The following is a 24284-nucleotide window of genomic DNA, read 5'->3' as shown; positions in this document are numbered from 1 at the left end:
AACCAGGGTATCTTTTAGCACTTTTCCAGTTAGCTTTTGAAGAATTAAGTAAACACAACCAAAACCACAAGTTAGAGTTTATGCAAGAGAGCAACTTTAATCCATCCTCAAACAATTATTTAGATAAAAATTCTACCTTGTTAAACTCTCTGCAAAATGAGAGTTATTTAGCAGGTTCAAATCCGCGAGAAATTCTGTTCATTTCTCCTGATATTCCTGATTATCAGACGTTGGTAGATGCGACATATTCTAATATAGAAGTAGTTACACTAGACTTGTCGCAAAATGGGGTATTTCAGATCAGTCAAGTTTTAGCACAACATCAAAATCTATCGGCAATTCATATTGTTACTCACGCTAGCGATAGTAACTTGCAGTTAGGTTCTACTGATTTGAACTCCCAGACATTAACTAATTACGAAAGTAATATAGCAGCATGGGGGAATTCCTTAAGTGAAGATGGGGATATTCTCTTTTATGGGTGTAACCTGACAGCTTCAGATGAAGGTGTAAATTTAGTCAAACATTTGGCTGAGATTACAAAAGCTGATATTGCTGCATCTAATGATTTGACAGGTAGTCAACAAGAAAGCGGAGACTGGAATTTTGAAACTAAAACTGGTGCAATTGAAGCTAATGTAGCCTTTTCTAACAATATACTTACTAGTTATGGCGCAGTATTTGCTTCACTATCAGGTAATATTAGTGGCACAAAAGAATTTGGTAGTATAGTTGCAGCAGGGCCAGTCAAAAATAGTGATGATGTTAGTGTTACAGGGAATGTCACCCTTACAGGCGATGTCACTATTGATGTAGTCGGTAATTTCACAATAGATGATGGTTTTAAAATCTCCGGAGACGGAGATACTATCCGCGATAACTTAACCATTAATTCCACAGATAAAGTTACCATTGGCGGTTTTATTGGTGGTGGTGGTTTTCAGAATTTAACCATTAATGCACCAAAAATCGAAATTTTAGGAACTGGGATAGTTTCTACTCGTTTAATTAATGAAACCGGAACACCAAATTGGTTAACAGATGCGTCTACTGGTAATTCTGGTAGCGTTACTCTCAAAGCATCAGCTAACGCTAAAGATTTCCCTGGTATTTTCTTATTAAGTGGTGTTCAGGGTTTGATAAACGCCAGTCCAGAAATTAAAGTTAACGGTAAATTATTATCAAATAGCACAGGTTCATTTACCGCAGGTGATGTCACCATAACGGGGGAAGATATAGAACAAAGATTAGCTGGAGTAACTTTAATATTTGGCTTCTCTGACAAAAAAGTAGAGATTAATTTAAATGGAGCAACCATCAAAGGTGCGAACGTCAAAGTTACAGCCAATGCCCAAGATTATAACCCCTTCAGTGAAGAGTATCCAGGTTCAGAATTTGTACAGAAAATGTTCATTGAACCTGCTACCAATGCTGCAGCTTATGCCATTGGTAATCTTACTATACCCGCAACAGTAGAAGTTAGGGGTTCTAAAGCTGAAATTACAGTTAATAGTGCGGATATTGATGCTAGTGGAATAGTAGAAATTACCACCACAGCAACAGTTGATAGTAGTGCTAAAGCTATTAGTTTAGCTGGGACAGGTAAAGATACATTACTATCAAGATTTGCCGCAGCTTATGGACAAGCAAAAGGCGATGCTCAAACTTTAATTCAGGGCAATACTACCATTGATGCTGGGGGAAATGTAACTATTTCTTCTAATACATCTACAACAGCTAAGGTTCTGGCGCAGGTATATGGTAATTTAAACCAAACTGCTAACATTGCTCAAGGAGCAGATTTAACTGATGCTCAAACCAAAGCTAGTGGTAAAGAAAAAGGTTTTTCCGTCGCCGTAGCAAATACACGCACAATTTCTAAAGCAGTTGTTGATGAAGGAACAATAATTAATACTCCCGGCGGGAATGTTAGCATTAAAGCCGATGGTACAGTTAACAGCGAAGGTAAAGCCCAAACATCAATCTTTATAGATGGTAGTGCTGGTGTAGGTATTGGTGTTAACTTCGATGATACAGATATTGAAGCAACGGCTAACGGTAGGATTATAGCTAGTGGGACATCTGTTGGTAAAAATATTGACTTGTCAAAAGTCAACAGTGCTAATGACACCATTGAAATTCCCAATCATGGTTATAAGACAGGAGATCAAGTTGTCTATGACAACGGTGGTGGTTTTAGTATCGGTGGGGTAGATGTTGATAATGTCAAAGGTGGTTTAGTTAATGGAGAAACTTACAACGTATTAGTTGTAGATCAAAACCACATCAAACTGACTAAGAGTAATGATGCTATCGATATTGATAACTCCAACGTTAAAACAGGTGTCAAACACAGCTTCAGTCCCCTGAATGGATTCACATTTGATCCAGCTACAGCAATTAATTTTAATAGCGATCGCATTACGATTCCCACTCACGGTTTAACCACAGGTCAAAAATTGGTTTATGGTGGTGATGGTGGTGGAGAAGAACCAGATGAACTGGTAGCAGGTAATGAATATTATGCGATCGTGATTGATGCTAATACCATTCAATTAGCATATACTTTAGATGCAGCAGCCTTTGGTAACGCCATTGATTTTGCTGGTAGTGGTTCAGGAGCGAATCATCTCTTTAACTACTATGTACAAACACAGAAAAATCAACAAAATGATAGCAGAGATACAATAACTTTCAATGCTGCTAATTCCATTAATACCAGTACCGATAATATTCAACTTTTTGAAAGTAATGGTACAACACCTAAACAACATGGTTTCACCACAGGACAGGCAGTTGTTTATAGTAGTGGTAGTGGTACAGCACCTAATCAATTAACTTCGGGAAATCAGTATTATGTAATTGTTGTTGATGATTACAATTTCCAACTAGCAACAACTCCAGAAGCCGCAGCTTTAGGACAAAAAATTGATTTCACAGGAACTGGTTCAGGAACTGCTCATACCTTCAATTGTTATCAGCAAACCTCAACAACAAAATCCTTTAATCCAACTACAAACATTGATATTGCCAATCCCAATAATACTATTACCATTACCAATCACGGCTTAGTTAATGGTCAAATAGTTAAATACTCTAGTGGAACAGAAACAGCTATTGGTGGACTGACAAATGGTAGAGGTTATTTTGCCATAGTTGTAGATAAAGACACCATCAAATTAGCAGAAACATATCAAGAAGCCACATTTAGCACTCCCACTGCAATTGATTTGACAACGGGTGCGACTGGAACTGCTCATTCCTTTACCTACGGCCAAGATGACGATAAAATCACAGTTACCAACCACAATTTCTATACAGGTCAAATAGTCAATTATTCAGAAGTTACAGGTGGTAAAGAAATTGGTGGGTTAAAAGATAGAGGTTACTTTGTCATTGTTGTCGATGCAAACACCATTAAATTAGCGAATACCTATCAAGATGCAGAAGATGGAATTGCGATAAATTTGGATAAAAGCGCTACAGGATCGCTTCAGTCCTTTACCTACATGGAAAGTCCGATCCAATTCGATCCAAAAACTAGCACAATTAACAAAGACAAAAATACCTTCACCATTGCCAATCATGGTTTCACAGTAGGTCAATCATTACTATATGAAGTTGACCCTCATGTTACCACTACTCAGTTTTTACCTGTTAATATTTCCTTCGATCCCAGCACAGAAACAAACTTAAGTTTAGCTAATGCCATCAGCGTACCAGACACGCTGACTATTGCTAATCATGGTTTAGCTAATAATGATGTTGTTACTTATCTCAGTGGTAGTCAAACAATTGGGGGATTAACAAATAACACCCAATATAAAGTTCAAGTAATTGATGCTGACACTATTAAATTACTGAACAATTCAATATCTGCCGTTATAGATTTAACCTCCACTGGAAATGGCACATTAAACAAAGGAGCAGTTGTTTCTACTAAGAATATAGCTAGTAGTGGAGTAAATGTCTTAGATACCATTACTATTGCTAATCATGGTTTGAGTAACGGAGATATTGTTACTTACACCAAAGGTAGTACGATTATTGGGGGTTTAACAAATAACACCCAATATAAGGTTCAGGTAGTTGATGCTAATACCATTAAATTACTAGATGCTACTACCTCTGCCGTCAAAGATTTAACTTCCGTTGGTAATGGTTCATTAACTAAAGGAACAACAAAGCTAAATATAACAATTGATAATGTTGCTTTAGCGAAAATTACCATTAGCGCTCATGGTTTTAAAACTGGAGATATTGTTACCTACACCAGTGGTACTAACAATATTGGCGGATTGACAAATAATACCCAATATCTAGTCAAGGTTTTAGATGCTAATACCATTCAGTTAATAGATAACTCCACTCGACAATTTGTCAATATCACCTCAGTAGGGGACGGAACTCTCAGCAAAAAAGAATTAACAGTTGCCTTAAATGATGCTGTTACTGTACCAGACACAATTACCATTGCTAATCATGGTTTCACAACCAATGATATTGTTACTTACTTACCCGGAACTGATCCTGTAATTGGTGGTTTGACTGCTAATCAAAAATATCAAGTCAGGGTAATAGATGCTAATACATTTGAATTAATCGATCGCGATCAATTTGAGGTTGTTGATTTGACCTCAACAGGAGGCGGTACAATACGTAAAGTCGCTGTAGATTTGAATGCTAATACTATTACCATTGAATCGCACGGCTTGGAAGATGGCGATGTTGTTACCTATCAAATTGGTTATTTAGGTGAAGCTAGTACGGTAATTGGTGGGCTTACCGATAGCAAACAATATCAAGTCAAGGTAGTAGATGAAAATACCATCCAATTAATCGATCCTAATAGTCCCAGTACCATCGTTGATTTAACATCAAAAGGAACTGGTAGACTGCATAACTTGAGAACTTCAAGAAGTGTAATTGGTAGCGATACAGAAATTAGGGGATTAAGCAATGGAGAAACTTATAACGCCATTGTCATAGATGAGAATACGATTCAATTGGCAGAAGATTATGTAGCCGCACTAGATTCCTCACCAATTAATCTTGATACTACAGGTGCGACAGGTAATCAAAGCTTTAGGACTCCAGGTGCAACTAGTGGAATTGCGATCGCTTCTAATCTATCTGCTAAAGATAACGCAGTTTCTAAAGGATCTACCGGTTCAAGTCCCAAATGGAGAGATTTATTAGCTAATCCTGCTTTACTGGCGACTGCGGCTTCCACAGCTTTCGCAAATCCAGGAACAGGTAAAGACATCATTAAAGGTAAAGATGTAACTACTAACAAAAATGATGCTAATGGTAAGGCGATTACAGAAAAGAGTCCTTATCAAGCAATGGACGCTAACAAAGGCTGGTCAGTTGGTTTCAGCGTTTCTGTGAACATCTTCGATCACAATGTTACTACCAATATTGGGACAAACGCTAACCTGAAATCTGATAAAGATATTGCCATCACTTCAACAATCAAGCAAAAGTTACAAGTCTTAGTAGAAGCTGCAACTAGTAAGGAAGAATACAAGAATACAGTCACAAAAGATGGAGTTGACACAACTACCGAAGCTAATGCCTTAGCCATTGGAATTGGTGTAGGAGTCTACACTAATACAGTCAGAACTAATGTTTATGCCAATGGCATAGATGCCGGGATTGATGCCAAAGGTAAAATTACTATCACCTCGACTCTGGATTATCCCTTCCTTTGGGATTACAAAAAAGACTTTAACTTCAAAGACAAACCCGTAGACGCTACAGGTAACCTAGCACTATTAGTCAAAGATGTTTTACTAGATGGTAGTTTAGGTTTCCCCAAACGCATCCTGAATAGCTTCGTCACGACGAAAAACAAAGGTGGCGTTGAGTTAGGAAAAGATGATGCAGGTAGAAGTAACGGTAAAACCCAGTTTATCAAAGGTGGATCTTGGGGTGTGGCGATCGCAGCTGATGTTGGCATATATAAAAATACCTCAGAAGCGATCGTTGGTAGCGGCGCGAAGATAAATCAGACACAATCTTACTGGACAGATACCCAATCGGTGCTGGTAGATGCTATCACCAAAATGACTGTGCTGGATGCAGTGGGGATTATTCACCTCGACTTAGCACTAGATCCCGCTTTCCGAGTCAAGTATAAAAACGATATTACGGAAGCAGTCAACTTCTTTGGTAACGTTGCTAAGAGTGGAGTTGGTGCTTCTATTCTCTATCAAGATATCAGCAACACCACCACAGCGACAATTCGTGATGCAGCCAGAATTCACACGGGATCGTTAGGCGAAGGATTGGATGTTAAAGCCAAAGAAGATATTTTCTGGCTGGAATTTGCACAAGGTGGCGGTGATGCTGAATCCTATGGCTTTACTGGTAGCGGTACAGGATTAACCCAAGTTAGTAACACCATTGCTCAAATAGGCACAGGAGTGACTATTACTGGTGGTGCAATTACTGTAAATGCTGAAAGTATAAATAATCGCTACAGTATCGTTGGTTCAATCCAACGCACCAATAGCTTCGGCGCAGGTATAGCTGTTGCTTACCACGATATTGAACGCAACACCAAAGCGATCGTTGGTAAAGACCAAGATAATAGCAGTCAAAACTTAGCTGCATCTGCAATTAATGTTACTAGCATAGATTTACAAGCTAAAAATACAGGAGATTTGTGGTTATTCTCCCTAGCAGGAGCAGTTGCTACCGAACCCGCACCAGGTGTAGCTAAAAACTCAGCACCAGGAGCAACCACAAGTCAATTCGGTGTCACAGTTTCCGGTAACATTGCTCTCAACTACATCCGTGATAATGCTCAAGCATACATTAACGATAGTGGCAACTTTACCAGTAGTGGAGATATCAGCATTAAAGCCATCAACGATACTTTCTCAGGAGCATTTTCTGGAGGGTTTGCCGTTGGCGGCAACAGCCAAAAATCGCCTAATATTGGGTTATTTGGCTCCTATAGTCGCAATGAGGTGAGAAATACCACTAAAGCCTTTATTCTCAATCCCAATAGCGTCACGGGTGCTAACATCACTGTTTCTTCGGAAAATGATGTATTAATTATTTCCGGTTCAGTGGGTTTAGCTGGTTCTAAGAGTTCAAGTACTACTGGTGGTACAGCCGTTGATGTGGCGGGGGCAGTTTCTCAGAACGTTGTAGATAATACTACAGAGGCATTTTTACAAAATACCACTGTTGACGCTACAGGTAATCTCAAAATTACCGCCGATGACAACTCTAATATCTATGCTATTGGTGGGGCTTTTGGCATAGCTATTTCCGATAGTATAGGAACCACAGTATTAACTCAACCACCTACTGGCAGTACTTCGGTGAGTGTGGGTGTGGCAGTGGCAACCAATGAAATAGATAATACTATTCGGGCTTACGTAGATGACGCTACTGTGAACAACAATACAACTACATCGGGTGATGTAATTGTTGAAGCCATATCTAATGCCAAGATATTTGCCTTAACTATTGGTGGCAGTGTTTCTAGTACTACATCAACAGTACCAACAGGTGGTGGTTTAAGTATTGCAGGTGCGGGGGCAGGTTCAGGAAACACAGTCAAAAATAAAGTTCATGCCTTTGTCGCTAATAACAGTGTTGTCAATACTAAGACCAATCCTAAATTAGTTAAAATCACTGCTACAGATACTTCCACTGTTGAAGCTGATGCAGGTGGATTTGGTTTAGCTTGGTCTAAGGCTTTAGCTAACAGTGCTACTTCTGTCTCTGTAGGCGCTTCCGCATCTGTCAATGATATCGAAAACAATATTAAGAGCTATGTAGATAACTCAAGAATTGTTGCGGCAGGAGCTATCACCATCTCAGCTAACTCTACCGCAGATATCAAAGCTTTAAGCATGGGTGGTGCAGTTTCCGTTGCTAGTAGTACCACCAACTTAAGTGGAACTTTTGCCGGGGCTGGGGCTGGATCTGGTAATAAGATTAAAAATACAGTTGAAGCCACGATTGCGAATTTGTCTAATGTCAGTGGCGTAGGCGATATTACCCTAGAAGCCAAGGATAAATCGAAAATCAAAGCCGATGCTGGTGGTGTTTCGATTGGGGTAAGTTTAGGCTCAACTAGTACTAGTGGTTCAATTACCGTTGGTGCTTCGATTTCCACCAATGATATTGAGAACGGGATTCAGGCTTATGTTGATAAATCTGCTGTTAATTCTTCTACAGGGAACGTAAGTATTACTGCTAAATCAGAAGAAGCTGCTGGTGGTAATAATATTGAAGCCTTATCAATTGCGGGAGCGATCGCAGCCAGTGATGGCACAACCTCAGTGAGTTTATCAGGTGCAGGGGCTAGTTCCTACAACAAAATCAAAAATACCATCCTAGCCAGCATTCGTAACGCTGCTGATGTGGATGCTAAAGGTGATATTTCTGTCACAGCTACCGATACATCTAAGATTAAAGCCGATGGCGGTGGAGTTGCGATCGCGCTTACCCGCAGTTCTACAACAGGTGTCGCTGGCACAATTGGCGCATCTGTGGCAGTAAATGACATTGATAACACGATTCAAGCTTTCATTGAAGACGCAAATACTAAGGTTGATTCTGCTAATGGAGGCGTTACCGTATCTGCTACCACTACCTCTACTATTGATAACTTTGTACTAGGAGGCTCGATAGCTGCATCTGTAAGTACCGGCGGTACAGGTGTTGCTCTAGCTGGATCTGGTGCTTCTGGGGATAACGAAATTAACAACACCATCGAAGCCGCAATTAGAGATAGTGCCGTAGTTACAGCTAAAGAAAAAGTATCAATCTTAGCTAAAGATACCTCAGAAATTATCTCCGATGCTGGTGGCGGCTCTTTAGCCTTTACGGCTGGTGGTAATAATTCAGTTGCGATCGCTATTGGTGTAGCAATAGCTAATAACACGATTAATAATCAAGTTTCTGCTTACATTGATAACGCCAAAGCGTCATCCACGAGCAATAACTTAGAAATTACGGCTGACTCCGATGCTACGATTACCGCCAAGAGCGTAGCCGTATCAATTGCGATCGCATCTGGGCAAAGTGTTGGTGCTGGTTTCAGTGGTGGGGGAGCAGGAGCAACTAACGTTATTCTCAGTAATACCAACGCTTACATCAATAACAGTATCATTGATAACGTAGGCAACTTGACATTAACAGCCAAATCTGATAACACAATCGATGCTGATGTTGTTGCGATCGCTGGTAGCGTTGGAGTAGGTACAGGTGGCGGAGGAGTAGCTGCCGCGATTGGTGGTTCTTTAGCGAGAAACTACATTGGTTATGAAGCAAATGGCAATAAGAAAACTGATGCTGCTCAAGTTAGAGCCTACATTCAAGATTCCAGTATCAACGCTAGAGGAGCCTTAAGCCTAACAGCTACCGCCACAGATACCATTACCGCCGATGTGGGAGCAGGAGCATTAGCAGTTGCCGCTAGTTCAGAACTGGCTGTTAGTCTTGTGGGTGCGGGTGCGGTAGCTGAAAACAAAGTTGCTGCTAAGGTGAAAGCATTTATTGACAGAGATGGCGCAACCGGAATTTCCGCTAACAGTATCGCCCTCAAAGCTGATGACACAACTATCAATACAGCTAGAGTAGGCGCAGCATCCGTAGGCGTATCGTTCTCCGGTACTTCCTCAGTAGCAGCATCGATTGGTGTAAGTTTAGCTCGTAACGATATCGGAAATGAAGTCCAAGCTTACATTGATAATGCCAACAACAAAGTAGAAGCTAAAAATGGTTCTCTGACAATAGAAGCCTTTGAAAGATCCACCATTACCTCCAATGCCGTAGCTGTATCTGTCAGTGTAGCTGTATCTACCAACCTATTTTCAGCTTCGTTGGCACTGACTGGAGCCGGAGCAGAATCAACCAATATTATCAACAACAGCGTCAAGGCTTACGTTAACAACAGCATCATTGAAACTAAAGGCGGAAATGATAAAGATATCAAGCTTGATGCTCAAAGCACCTCGCACATCTCTGCATTAGCTGGAGCAGTTGGCGTTGCCGGTTCAGGTGGATTAATAGCCGCATCGGGTGCTATTGGTGTTTCTCTGGCAAGAAACCTGATTGGCTATGACTCAATTACCGATGACTCAGGTTACGGCAACGAAGTTGTAGCATACATCAAAGATTCCACCGCCACATCAACTGGAGATATCAAAGTTTATGCTACCAACACAGACACGATTGAAACAGTCTCCTTTGCTGGATCGGTAGCTATATCTGTAGGTGTAGTTGGTTTAGCTGTTGCCGGTGCGGGTGCAGAATCAACCAGTAAAATGGCTAGCAATGTCCATGCTTACTTAGAAAATACTCAAGCTACTGCTGGAGTTGATTTAGAAGTTAAAGCTACATCTGATAGTCAAGTTACTAAAGCCCATACAGTAGGAGCTGCGATCGCGGCTGTCATTGGTGGGGGAGGAGCTATATCTGTTGCTGCATCTAATGTAGTCAACAAAATTGAAAATAACGTCCAAGCTTACGTTAAGAGTAGTACTGCGAAAACTATCCAAGCTACCACAGGTAACGTCCTAATCTCCGCCGATGTTGCTAATGCTCGTGTTAGCAATGTTACCGCAGTCACCGCTTCGATTGCTGTAGACACCAGTTTAAGTGGCTTTGCCTTCAGTGGTGGTGGTGTGGGCTTATACAACACAATCAATAATGATGTTGATGCCTACATTACTGGCCCTGTGACTGTCAATGCCACCAAGGGAAATGTTAATGTTCTAGCTAGCGAAGACGCTTTCCTTTCCAGTGATGCTACTGTCATTACCGTTGCCGTATCCCTGATCAGTGCTGCTTTAGGCGTAGCTATAGTTGAAAACAAAATTAACAGCACAATTCAAGCCTGGGTTGATAATGATAATGCTACAGCTTGGCAACCAACAAACCCAGCTACACCACTGACAACCATCATCAACTCAGTTAACACCACAGTCCACGCAGATTCAGTTGCCAACATTGATAAAACCTTAACCGCAGGTGTTTCTGCTGCAACTGTCGGTATAGCCGGAAACGAATCCGAAGCCAATATTCAAACAGCAGTCAAAGCCTTTGTTGAAGGTACAAAACTGGCATCAACTGGTGATGTGGAAATCAAGTCTACAGCCAACAACCGCGCCAGAAGTTCTGCAAATGGCGGTGCAGCGGGTGGATTAGCTGTAACGGCGATGGTTTCCCACGTCAACTTGGGTAAAGGAAATGATGTCAACGAATTAGAAGCAATTCTGGGAGACGGTACACAAGTAACAGCCAAAAACTTGAAAATTACCGCCACCAGCACCGATGACTTGTTAGCCGAAAGCGTCGCCGCCGGTGCAGGTTTAGTAGCAGCCGGAGGAGCAAAATCTACCCTCAACAGTGATTATGCCACCATTGGTCAAATTGGCGACAATACCCAAATCACAGTTCAAAACCTCTCCATTCTCTCCAAACATACCCAAGATGTTGATTCCGCCGCCGACAGCTTTAGCTATGGTGTGGGAGTTGGTAATGGTGCAGGTGTAGATAATGACATTACTTCTAAAGCCAATGTCGATATTGGTACTAACAGTAGCGTCACTGCTGATACCGTCATCATCAACGCTATCAACCGACTGAACAAAGATAAATTTGTTAATCCTCAAAACCAACAACTCGGCCCCATCGGACTAGTCAATTCAGCCAACTTGAAATCAGGCTCGGCTGGTGGAGGAGTGCTGACAGTTCTAGAAAGTGGCACAGATATCGGTACATCCACTAATCCCTTTGAGGCTTTAGTCAATATTGGCAACAGCACTAATATTACCGTTAATGGTACAAATGCTAATCCAGGTACGCTGCGAATTGAAACCCTGAATGAAGTTACCGCCTATGATTTAGTCATAGTGGAAAGTGCTGGTGTATATGCAATGGGTGTGGGTTTATCGAGAATAGATGCTAATACTAAAGCTGGGGTGAATTTAGATGGAGCGACTTTAGAAAATAAAACTGGGGATGTTTACCTCACCTCTCGTACCGATTCCAGCCTGAATCCTAGTGCGAATCTGTTTATCTTAGGGGTGGGCTTACCTTTGGTTTCCGCAGCCGTTAATGCTGGAGATGCCAAAACCACTACTAATGCTAGCAATCAAATCAAAGTTGATGATTCAATAATTAAAGCTAGTGATATCCGTCTCTATGCGGGACGCGATAGCTTTGCAGTTTCCAACCTCATAGACAGTTTCGCTAATGCCGAAATTACCACCGCAAGTCTTGGCTTTGGTATTAGTATTCCAGTCTTAAATGCAACCATTAACGAAACTAACAAGGTAGATATTACAGGCACAACTCAACTTCTCGCCTTGGAAGATGTTAACCTAGTTGCTAAAAAAGGTGTTGGTGCGGGTTCTGGTCAAAGAGCCAGAACTGATGGATTGGTGGTGAATTTAGCGATTCCTCCCTACGGTTTCCCACTTACTCCTGATGCTTCCAGACCGACTATTAAGGCAAGTGATAATAGCATCAGTCAAGTCAACATTGATACGACTACTAGCATTGAAGCCGGAATTAATAACAAGGCATTAGTCCACATTAAGCCTTTGGATTTGAGAAATAGTAGTGGCACTTTAGTAGAACAATTACCTGATTCTAAACTGGGAACACTACTAACTGAAGCTGAGAAAATCGCTCTAGGATTACCAGAAGATGCGGCTTATGAGTACAGCCGGTTAGATTTGGATAAAATTGTCTTTAGCATTTCCACAGGTACGGTTGTACAAGCGATCGCCAATGCCAATAAAGGTGGTACCGTCGGTCATTACTATCAATATAAACTCCCAACGACAGGGGCAGCCGATGACATTGTTCTCCAAGATGAAGACTTTTCTAATACTGCCAGATGGACGAATTTGGGTACAACTCTCACCGCAGAACAGGAAGCAGAACTAGCAGTTTATCGCAGTGATGTCACGATTACCTTAAAAGATCAACTCAAAGATAAATTCTACGCGATCAAACCCAAAGACCTAGATAAAATCAGCTTGTCCTATGCTAATGCTGGCAATCTGTTATTAGAGCAAAGAGAGAAAATCCTGGCTTGGATAGACAATCATGCAGGTAATGCGGAAGCGATCGCTCGTTATCAAGTACAGTTAGCAGAAGTAGAAGCCACACTCCAAGAATTAGGTCTGTTTGAGACAATTCAGGTGAATGGGCAAACTGTCAAGGCTGTCAAGAAGGAATTAGATATTATCTCTGTTAACCTGCCAAATATTTACGCTGCTCCCGGTGGTATCTTTATCGAAGCCGACAGCATGACAGCTAGTAATTTCACTAGCTTAGTCGGTAGCACACTCAAAGCCAAAGCAGGCGCAGAAATTGACATCCTCAACCAGTCACCCTTTGCTATTAACGTTAATGACACCATTATCCGCGATAACAAACGAGTCACCGTAGTTGATGGTAAGTACACCGTTCTGCAACCAGGAAATGTTTATGTTAACAACGTGCTGGCGGGTGGTGAAAGCGTTAGTGTTACACCCAATGTTACAGAGGTGAAATATGGTGATACAGTCTATCGCTATAAGGGAACTGAAACCACAAAATTAGCTCTCTCAGAAATTAGTTACGACACAGATAATAATTGGGAAGTTAGCACTACAGATGCTAGTACCTTTGTCGAGGGGACAAATAAATATATCGTAGAACGCAAAATTATCAGCATTATTCAAGATTCCTTTGCTGATAGTGCTTACGATACAGGCACAATCGTTTTACCATCCATCGATCAAGATATGTACATCATCGGCGATGTAGTCAATGAAGCTGGTGATTTGTACATTAATAACAAAGAAGGCAGTATTAACGTTTCCGGGGAAATTAGAGCCGAAAACGTCACCATTCAGGCAGCTAGAGACTTTAACCTCAACAGCGAAGACTGGTTCCACACTAATCAAGATCCCCGCCAGTACATTGATTATGATGGTGCAAGAAGCGCAGTATTTAACACTGGTGGCAATGCAGATTCCGAAACTTACAGCGATACAGCCAATGTTGGCGGACAAAACCTGAATACAGCCATCAACCGCAATAAATCATCAATTTTAGCTCAAGGCGCAATTTCCGTTACCGCACGCTACCTCAACGTTAACGGCTTAATTCAAAGTGGTGTCAGCACCGTGACACTGAATATCGCTGCTAACTTTAACCCTGGTACAAACACCCAAAGCTTTGTTGATGATGATGGCAATGTGCTAGCAGGTATTAGCTTCGGAACAGAGAATGTACCTGTAAATGGTTACTTTGACGCCGCAGAAAACGCGATCGTTATTGAAGATATCGTTCCTCAAGGTGGCAAAATTACTTTAGCAGGACAAATTTTCAGCACAGGTAACGGTAAACTGAAAGTTGCTAATGGTTATGCCAATGTAGACATTAATAACCAAAGTAATTACAAACTCATTGTCAATCGCATAGATAACTCTACCAATAGAGAAGGAACAATTACGATCGTTGACACCTACAATAAAGCTAACCCGAAAAAAGTAGAGTACAAAGTCAATGGTAATAACATTCAAGAAACAACCTACACAGGAACATTAGTTCCCGCCGCTAACGGTAATATTTCCACCATTAACTATACCCCTGTAGGTTCGGCAATTTCCCATACCTTTAGTAGTGATATTAAGTATCAACCCACACCAGGATTACAATATACCTGGACAGAAGGACAAGAGAAAACCAGAGTTGTCATCAACAAATACGAGCAAAATAGCTTTAACCTCCTTGGTTTTGATTGGGATGAATTATCGGCTGATGGCATTCCACCAGATACAACAGAAACCACTTTCCGTGACGATCAACCCTTACTTGAGTCAGAATCTCTAACCAGCAACAACCTGGTCAACTTAATTAAAGATACCTCCCAAGTGAGGAATATTGCTAATAACAAGATATACCGCTACATAGGCGATAATGCCAGCAACGTATTACTGTCTACCCAAAACTTTGCTGATACTACTAAATGGCAAGATACTAACACTACTAGCATCACCAGCATTACAGATCCAGCAAACAACAAGTTTGACTCAGATATCCTTTACACTATCAGTTACGAACAAAAAACTGATAACACCGTAGACTTAATTAAAGACATCTCACTGGTCAGAGATATTGCCACTAACAAGATATATCGCTACAAAGGTGATAATGCAGATATACCCTTGTACACAGATTTTGCAGATATCACTAAATGGGAAGATACTGGTACTACTAGCACCACCAGTATTACAAATCAAGCCAACAATAAATTTGACAGCAATTTTGTCGATACTGTCAACTTAGTTAAAGACACCACACAGATTAGAGATATTGCTAGTAACAAGATATATCGCTACAAAGGTGATAATGCCAGCGTCATCTTGTATCAAAACTTTGCGGATACTAATAAATGGCAAGATACTGGCACTACTAGCACCACCAGCATTACCGACCGAGCAGAAAATAAATTTGATAGCAATTTTATCAACTACACTAGAGTAGTTGAAAATTGGACAACCGGCGGTGGTTGGTTAAGGAAGAAAACCTATCACACCAAAACCACAACTACTACCGGACTAAAAGACTTTTACACCCATAAACTCAAAGCTGATAACCCAATTGATATTGACTTCATTCAAGGAACAAATACACCAAATATATCCATTGAGTCTGAAGGTGATATTTATTTACAGGGTAATATTGAATCACCTGATAACGGCACAGTTGAGCTAGAATCCGACAACGGTTCAATTACTAGTGCCAACAATAATGCAATTTTCGGTGCTGTCACTAATATCAAAGTTAGCGGTGATTTCAAAGCACAGATTCAAGGCGGAACTCAAACACCAATTAATATTACCGCCGACGGAGATATTGAATTAACGGTAGTTTCGGAAGATAACAATAGTAATAGTTTGGTTGTTGGTAACATTACTTCCACTAACGGTAATGTCACTATTAACGCCGCCGACGGAATTACAGCTAAAGATAACACTTCTCTAATTAAGGGAAATAAAGTTGAGCTAATTGCTGAAGATGGTGCTATTGGTAGTGCATCGCAAACAATTCGAGTTGATAGTAATGCTAATTCTGGTGGTTTAGCTGCGAAAGCCGATGATAACATTTACATCACCGAAACAACTGGCGACTTGAAGTTGGTAGAAGCTACATCTTGGGATGGAGACGCAGCAATTGAATCTGTAAATGGTGATGTGCGGCTAGAAACAGTGAATGGTTCAATTCTGGATGGAATTTATGAACTATTCTCCACCACTACAGTAGCCAGCAGTCCTAATTACCAATATTTAATGTCCCCAGGTTTACGCCAATTCCTCTATCCTGATACAGACTTCTTAGGATTTACACAAAATTCCTCAGCAGCAGAAACAGCAAATATCATTGCTGATAAAGTAACGCTGGTAGCTGGTGGTAATAATGGTCAATTGGGACAAATTTCTAGTGCTGTAACCATCGATTTAACCCAAGGTTATGCACAGTTAGTAGATAGCCAGAAACAATTACTTTCCATCGCTACTGCTGAAGATGTAGCTGGTGTTACCTACCAAATTTATGAATACATTGGTAGCAACGCCACAGGTGTAGATATATCTCAAGGCAACTTCAGCAACAATAATTTATGGAAGAAACTGACACCTGACTTTATTACCCAAAGTACACGCACTTCTCCCCAATCTGTTCAAATTAGTAATGGCAAAACTGTTTTAGTACAGTACGCTGATCAAGACTACGGACTCTATAAATATATTGGTTCTACAGCGACTTTAGATTTAGCTAATCAAAGCTATGAAACACCTAGTTTGTGGCAAAAGGTAACTACAAGCCACGCCACTAACGATAACGGGACAGCTTTACAAGTAATTCCTAACACCACAGTTGTTAGAGATAGGAATTTTATTTACCGCTATGTAGGTGCAACTACTACAGGTGTTAATCTCTTGGGAAGAGATTACGCCAACGATAGTAATTGGCAAGATATTACCTTCAGCCAAAACGCCAATGAAAATCGTTTTGATAGTAGCTATACAACGGTTGTTGAAGTAATTCCTAACGTCACCTTGGTTCGAGATGGTAATACTATTTACCGCTATGTCGGCTCTAGTAAAGTCAATCTGAAACCATCAGCGGTGAACTATGCTAATAATCCTGATTGGCAAGTTGACAATACTTTTGAATTAATCGAAAACTTTGTTCAAAATACCAGCCAAAATCGCTTTGAAAGTAACTTCCGCAACCAGAATAAGACCTTGCTCACTGGTCAATTGGTAGAAGATAGATTTAACGTCACTCATTTAACAGTCCAACTCCGAGATGATGTCAACCTACAAGCTACTGATGCAGTTACCATTGATGCTGGTAAGGGTGTTGCTGTTGAAGCTACTGGGACATTGCAAATCAATCATGTTAAATCTGGCGGCGATGTCAGTTTACAAGTAGCTGGGGCAATTACTGACCTGAATACAGATGCTACTGCGGCAATTACTAGCTTTGGTGACTTGGTTCTCAAATCTGAGGGAGCAATTAATAGCACAACAACCAACCCCTTACGCATCCAAGTTGCCTCATCTGGTAGATTGAGTGCTGAAGCTGTGGGTGATATTAACATCCAACAGGTAGCTACAGATGCCACCATTAATAATCAATCTCAAACTATTTCTGACCTGTATGTATCGAGAGTGACTGCTGGTGGTAGTGTTTCTATTCAGGTAGCAGAAGGGGATATGACTGTTGGTAAGGTGTCTGCGGGTAATTCTGTAGACCTGAGAGCGCAGAGTGATATTTTCGATGCCTTTAATGATACCAATGCTACGGTAGTTAATATCTTTACTGGTAATGTAACTGCACCAGCAACGGGTAATGTTTACCTGCAAGCAGGCGGAGATATTGGTACTAGCGGTAACTTCCTTGATGTAGAAATTAAAGCTGGTAACTTTAGCGCATCCGTTGGTAACGATGTCTTCTTACACAGTGTTGCTTCTCTAAATGTTGCCGATATCGTCTCTACTGCTGGTGATGTCAACTTAGATGTGGATGGGGATGTGAAGATTGACCCAATTACAGCCACAAGCGGTACAGTCACAATTAATGCCGATGGCTCAATAATTGATGCCCTGGATGATGACAACAGCGAAATTAATGCTGTGAGTATCAAGTTGACGGCTGGTGGCGCGATCGCTAGTGCAGCTAACCCCTTTGATATTGATTCATCCAATGCTACACCGGGAACTGTTACAGCTACAGCCAACGGTGGAGTTTACTTAATTGAAACCGACGGCGATCTGCGAGTTGACTCGATCAAGTCCCAAACCGCAGATGTCACACTCTTAGCTAAGAATGGCTCAATTCTGGATGCTAACGGTGATGCAGTTAATATTGAGGGTGTCAACATCAACCTCACTGCTACAGCTGGCAGCATTGGCGAAGTCACCAACGATTTAGAAATCGATTCCGCAAAACCAACAGATGGTAAACTCAAAGCCACAGCAACCAACAATATCTACATCACGGAAATTGTTAGCGGACTGAATATTAACAGTGTAGATGCTGCCCAAGGTGATGTTCGTCTAACTGTCAAGGAAACCGCCGCCACAGGTGAAGACTTACTCCTTGATGGTACTGCCCAAGTCACCGCCGCCAATGGTTCTGTCATCCTGCGGGTTGGCGATAACATCACGACTGATGCTAATAGCCTGATTTCTGCCCAGCAAAATATCACTATCCTTGGTGATTACAGCAATGCTGACACAGTCGGAACTACTGTTAGCTTGAATGGTCAAATTATCGCTGCCAACGTCTTAATTCAAGGTGAAGCTAATGCAGATTCAATTACTCTGCGTCTCCAAGAATTAGTCGGTAATACTTCGGTACTTGGCGGTAACGGCAACGACCAGATAATTGTAGACCGCCTGCCATCCCTAGATAAAACCCGCCGCGATCAAAGCAGCCGAAACAACCTTACTCTGGATGGTCAAGCAGGCAGCGATAATTACACCGTCAACATTACAGGCAGTGATACCGACTACATTATTAATGTCTTCGACACTGGTGCTGATACGCTTGAGGATAAATTGACTGTCTTCGGTACCAGCGTTGCAGATAATTTCCTCCTGCGGGCGGCGGAAGATAGAGTAAATGGTGTTGCTTTTGTCGCCGCGCTCCACGGAAATCCATTTGTTGATGTGGAACGAATCAATTACACCCTGAAACTAGAAAAACTCAACGTTAACACCCAGGATGGCGATGATACCGTCACCTTAGATGATAACTGGGCAGAAACTACTATCAGTGGTGGTAGCGGTAACGACAACTTCCAAGTCGGACAAATCTTCAAGTCGCAACGAGATGCTGCCGCCGGAGTCGCTGCCAAAGATGTATTTGAGACAGTTCAAACAACTCGCGGCTACTTAAGTAACGGTGTCAGCTTTACTACTACCCTGGATGGGGATGCGGGTAATGATACATTTACTGTCTACCGCAACAAAGCAGTACTCAACCTCAATGGCGGCGATAATGATGACCTGTTTGTGATTCGCGCCTTTGCGGAAGAAGGTTCTAGTGATAATAATGTCACGGCTGGTCAGGGCGTAGACAATATTCAATACGTTGTCAATGCCCCAGTTAACCTCAACGGCGGTGATGGTAATGATACCCTGAAGGTTATCGGTACAGAATTTGCTGACAAATTTGTGGTAACAGCTAACGCTATCTCTGGCGCGGGACGGACAGTTAATTACACGAATATTGAGACGGTAATTATTGACGGTGCGGAAGGTGACGACGAATTCTATGTTCTGTCTACCAATACAGGAGTTGTCACCAAGCTATTCGGCGGACTGGGTAGCGATCGCTTCAGCTTGGGTGGCGATGCGCCAACAGTCGCGGCTGGAACTAACTCGTTACCAGCGCAAGAAGGTTCTCACAAAGTTGATGGTATCCAAGGTCAACTAATTATTGACGGCTACGGTGGCGAAGGGTCAACCTCCTTGGCTGAACCTGTACTGCTTCCCAATGAAACGAATTTACTCGCTTCTACAGGAAAGGTAATTGCTTACTCAGCCGCTAATAACACCATGACTGTGGCGACAGCAGATGTACTCAGTCTCCTGAATGACTTAATTGGCAAAACTTTAGAAATCAGCCGAGGTAATGGACTACGGCGATTCTGGCGGATTATTGGTGTAACTCAAAACAGCGATCAAACTGTACTAACGCTGCAAAACCCCTCACTACCTGACCCAAGTTGGGGAACACCCGATGCTAACACTGAATATGCCATCAACAATCTGTCACCTAATTTCTTCGTCAATGAAGATGAAACCTTGGATGTGGTGACTGCATTCAATGATGGCAGCACTGCCAATACTTCCGGCAACTTGACAGCAAATACCCTCACTGGACTGGGAATGGGTGCAACTGGAGTAACTTACAACAACTTTGAGGTTGTAGAAGTACTGCTTGGTCAAGGTAACGACCAATTAACAGTTGCGAAAACAGCAGACGGCGCAATGACCGCCATTCACGGTGGCGGTGGTGATGACACCATTACGGTGAGCGATCGCGGTGGACTCGATTCCAGAGGAAAGGATGCACCACTGGCTATCTTTGGCGATACCACTCAAGATGGTAGTCGTTACACCGACACAGCAAACCAAGTTAACCCAGGCTTTGCTTACAGTTTCAGCAACCCAGGTAACGATATTATCAACGCCTCAGTTTCCACAAAGAATGTCAGCATCTACGGTGGTGCAGGTAATGACAGCATTACAGGTAGTCAAGCAGGTGACCAAATTGCAGGCGGTTCCGGCGATGACAACATCAACGGCCAAGGCGGCGCTGACCACATCTACGGTGATGCTGGTTTCAACCTTGATACCGCCACCAGGGAATTAACTGTGCCAAACGTCAATTCTAGCGTTAACACCTCCCGCGATGCCCTCACAGTCGGCAATGACAGTATTGATGGCGGTAGCGGCGACAACATTATCTTGGGCGACTACGGTATTATTACTCAAACAACAGGAACATCCAGAATCCTTAATACTGGCAATGTCATCCAGGTAGAAACTGCTAATTCCGCCAGTGGTGGCAATGACACAATTGCTACAGGCACTGGTGAAGATATTGTTCTCGGCGGTAATGGTAACGACACCGTAAATGCTGGTGATGGTAATAACATCGTCATCGGTGACAGTGGGAAAGTAACAATTCCTGCTGGTAATGTCCATCGCATTGAAACTACTGATAGCAATCTTGGCGGCGGTGACACAATTACCACAGGAAGCGGTGAAGATATTGTTCTCGGCGGCTTTGCTAGCGACAACATTACCACAGGCACAGGTAATGATATTGTTCTTGGTGACAACGGCTACGTTAGCTACGTAGAAACTGATAATGACCCAGCCGATATAGACCGCATTAAGACAACCAATGTCAAGGATGGCGGTAACGATACCATTAACTCTGGTGCTGGCAATGATTTTGTCTTCGGTGGTGTTGGCAATGACCAAATTAATGCAGGCGATGACAACGACCTAATATTTGGTGATAACGGTGTGGTTGAAGGTGACGTTAACGCCAATTTCCTACCACTCTCCACACTGACTAAACCATTTACCTTTACTTCCATCGACACCGCCAACACAGATGCAGCCGGAAATTCCTTGGGTGGAAATGACAGCATCTTGGCTGGGGCTGGTAAGGATATTGCGATCGCTGGTCAAGGCAATGATACAGTCTCCGGTGAAGCAGGTGATGATGACATCATTGGCGGACACAATGTAGCTGGCGGAAATGATGGTAATGACATCCTAGATGGTGGTACAGGTAACGATGCGATCGCAGGTGATAACGCCTCAATTCTCCGCCGTGGTGATGCCCTCAGTCCGCGTATCCGCACCCTCAACGGTCAAGTCATCTATGATGCTAATGGTACAGCCCAAGTCAACGGCAGTTCACAAATCAACCCCACAGGTGTGGAAGAACGGACAATTACACTGTTTGATCACTCCGACACCCCAGTTGCCAACACCTTTGGTAATGACAGCATTGCAGGTGGCGCACAACATGATGTCATCTTCGGTCAACTGGGCGACGATACCATTCAAGGTGATGGTGCAGTTTCCCTGAACACAACTACCGCCTCTGTAGAAGATTTCGCTGGTGTTGGTACTGATGGCGACGACTACATCGAAGGTAATGGCGGTAAAGATTTAATCTTCGGTAACCTGGGTCAAGATGATATTGTCGGCGGCAGTTCTAACCTGTTTAGCTTGACTGCGCCAACCCAGCGACCAGATGACGCTGATACTATCTTTGGTGGTGCTGGTACTGACATTGCCCGCAATGACTTGGGCGATCAATCAGCCAACGGTCATGCCCGCGATGCAGATTACATCCTCGGTGATAACGGTAATATCCTGCGTTTAGTTGGCAATAACGGTCAATTCCTCACCTTCAGCTATGACTTCTATGGTTCCCTGAAGCTAATTCCCCGGGCGATACAATTGCTGGATTACACTCAAGGTGGTGCAACTAGCGATCGCGGTACGGCTGATGTGTTGCACGGTGAATCCGGTGATGATGTGATTCACGGTATGACGGGTAACGATGTCATCTTTGGTGAAGGACAAGATGATGATATCTACGGCGGTACAGGAAGCGATCGCATTTATGGCGGTGCTGGCGAAGACGGTATCCTCGGTGATGATGGCAAAATCTTTACCAGCCGCAATGGATTAACCGAAACTCTCTACGGTATTAACACCATCAACGCCCAAACCAACATCAGCATTTCTGGACAATTCACAGGTGCTTGGGTTTACATCACTGGTCGCTTACATAAGACAGTTGATTTAGCGGCGGAGACTTTAGGCGGTAATGATACTATCTACGGTGGTTTAGGTGATGACTTCCTCCACGGTGGTGCAGGGGACGATGGTATTTCTGGTGCAGAAGCACAAGCTGCTTTCTACAACAGCAATCCAGTTACCAATACCAATACACTAGGCTACGATCCAGTAACCCGGAAACTGGCTGCTTATGATGCCAACAATCCAGTGGCGAAAATTGCTAACTTCTTCCTCAACTTTGATGCTGTTGATGCTGCGGGTAACAAAATTAACGACGGTAAAGACAACATCTTTGGCGATTGGGGCAATGACTGGTTAGTCAGTGGCACTCAAAATGACCGTCTCTTCGGTGGTTTGGGTGATGATGTCATCAACGCCGATGACAATCTTGATACAAATGGTGGTTTAAACGATCAACCTGATGCGCCAGCATTTGCCGATCGCGACTTTGCCTTTGGTGGTGGCGGATTAGATGTACTGATTGCTAACACAGGCGGCGATCGCTTGTTTGATTGGAATGGCGAATACAATAGCTACTGGGTACCATTTAAAAACTTTGGTAATCCTACCGTTGTGCGATCGCCGTCTCCCGCTATCCAGCAATTCCTGCTCGCTTTGGGTAAATCAAGCGGTGCCGATCAAACTTTAACTGAGCCAAATGGTGAACTTGGTTTAACCACCTCAGGCGAAAATGGTTCTCCACGCGATCCCCAAAATATTAAGTTCAATGGGCAACAGGACACCCAAGGCGCACCAGAAGACGATCGCGCTACAGGTCTTCCCTTAACCTAAGACCATTCCTCGCATCACCGCAGCAATTGCAGCAAAAATGTATTATTTTTTGGAGGTAGCAACAAGGCTGACAAAATTTAAATAGACTACGAAGCCAGGGGCACAAGATTTTGTGCCCCTAAAATTATCTGTTAAAAGTGCAAAGCAATTTTCCCGAATTTCTCACATGTGAGAAATCCGGGAACAGCCTCTTCAAATTTCACAATTATTTTATAATTCCTTTTAAAGATATCTTAAAAAATACTGAACATTTAGGATTATTAACTATTTTTTATATTCATTGATTTAAATATAAAAACAAATTTTTAAACACGCAACAACTAGTTTTTAACCATATCTTTACTTTATCGTAGTTCTAATTATTCATATATTAAGAATCTTATATATGACAGGAGTGCATAGTTAAATGGCTTTTATGATGAACTGTCAATGCTGGATTTATACGTTCCTTAAAAGTAATGCTTGAAAGATGTAAATTAAGATTGTCATCAATATGCAATAATCTGGATTTAGCTAGTAATTATCAAACAATTTTGCCAGAATAAGGCTCTTTTAAATCTTGATTGATTTATGAATGGACGATAATCGAACTCGATTAACTCACCGAGA

1 protein-coding gene is annotated in these 24284 nt (G+C 42.2%); it reads left to right on the top strand.

The window, feature by feature from the left end:
* Positions 1-80: 80 nt before the first annotated feature.
* Entirely contained in the window at positions 81-23675 is a 23595-nt protein-coding gene (locus tag H6G08_RS21540) for a DUF4347 domain-containing protein (RefSeq protein WP_190546595.1), read from the top strand.
* Positions 23676-24284 lie beyond the last annotated feature (609 nt).

It is taken from the genome of Calothrix anomala FACHB-343 (genome assembly GCF_014696435.1).
GTDB lineage: Bacteria > Cyanobacteriota > Cyanobacteriia > Cyanobacteriales > Nostocaceae > Aulosira > Aulosira anomala_A.
Note: the sequence above shows the minus strand (reverse complement) of the source record. Positions and strands in the feature narration are given on the sequence as shown.